Raw genomic sequence first — 326 nt, 5'->3', positions numbered from 1 at the left:
GGCTCTATAATATCCGTTGGGGAGTAACCTCCTCAATGGATATTTTTATGCAAAAAGATAGCACTTGTTTTCCCAATCACCTAAAATTAAATCACCACAAAATAATAAAGGGGGTCAAACAAGTGCAAAACAATATTACCACATTGCTTTTAGGAATCCAAGATATCGAGGTCACCGGCGTTTCAGAAGAAAGACGCCTCATTACCATTGATTGCAAGCCCGTTCATGATCGGGTTTGTCCTCACTGTGGCTCAACCCACGCCTGGGTCCACGATCACCGGGAGCAAGTGCTTCGGGACGCACCCATGCGCCGAAAGCACGTGCTT

The 326-nt window shown here is 46.0% G+C and carries 1 protein-coding gene; it reads left to right on the top strand.

Annotated elements, in window-relative coordinates:
* Positions 1-122 precede the first annotated feature (122 nt).
* On the top strand, positions 123-326 hold a 204-nt coding region (locus tag WKT05_RS10605; protein WP_340414067.1), incomplete at its 3' end, for a transposase family protein.

This window comes from Peptoniphilus sp. HCN-40583, from assembly GCF_037892835.1.
GTDB classification, from domain to species: domain Bacteria; phylum Bacillota; class Clostridia; order Tissierellales; family Peptoniphilaceae; genus Aedoeadaptatus; species Aedoeadaptatus rachelemmaiella.
This window is presented reverse-complemented; position numbering and strand designations above follow the sequence as displayed.